The sequence below is a fragment of the Corallococcus praedator genome (assembly GCF_003612125.1).
GTDB classification, from domain to species: domain Bacteria; phylum Myxococcota; class Myxococcia; order Myxococcales; family Myxococcaceae; genus Corallococcus; species Corallococcus praedator.
In genome coordinates this window covers 1-478 of sequence record NZ_RAWI01000898.1, presented here as the reverse complement: position 1 = coordinate 478, position 478 = coordinate 1, and the positions used below count along the sequence as shown (strand labels likewise).

At 54.2% G+C, this 478-nt stretch carries 1 protein-coding gene; it reads right to left on the bottom strand.

Annotation, left to right across the window (positions count from 1 at the left end):
• Window positions 1–32 precede the first annotated feature (32 nt).
• Window positions 33–478: iron uptake porin (locus D7Y13_RS42315; RefSeq protein WP_147452684.1), on the bottom strand; the 446-nt coding region annotated here is incomplete at its 5' end.

The window sequence follows — 478 nt, the reverse complement described above, 5'->3', positions numbered from 1 at the left end:
AGCAAGCAGCGTCCTAACCAGAATGAATACAGCTATAGCAGCGCCATGTTGGTGTTGAAACCGTTGGGACTAGCAAAGCCGCGATCGCGAAAATTTCCGGCCTCCAGTCCCACCCGCAGCACGTCGTTACCGTGAAACGAAGCCGCAATCTGAAGCAGCGTCAAATGCGTCAGAACAACATTACCTTCTCCGCTTCCGGGCGGATCTCCACCCTCGCCAAACGCCAGACTGAGAATCGTCTGCCCATTTAAAAAGGCGGTTGTCGAAAACTGCTGCCCTTCAAGCTGAGCGGTTTGGGCTTCAAGTCGATCGCCTCGCAAATTCAAACTTGCCAGCTCTGACTGAAAATCAATGTTCAGCCGCTCGATCGCCTGCAAATCTTCTAAGCTCGGCTGTTCACCTTGGGCAATCTGCGCGTTCACCACATCCAGAGCCGCATTCAGGGCGGCGGCAAACTCGTAACGGGTGAGCGATCGAT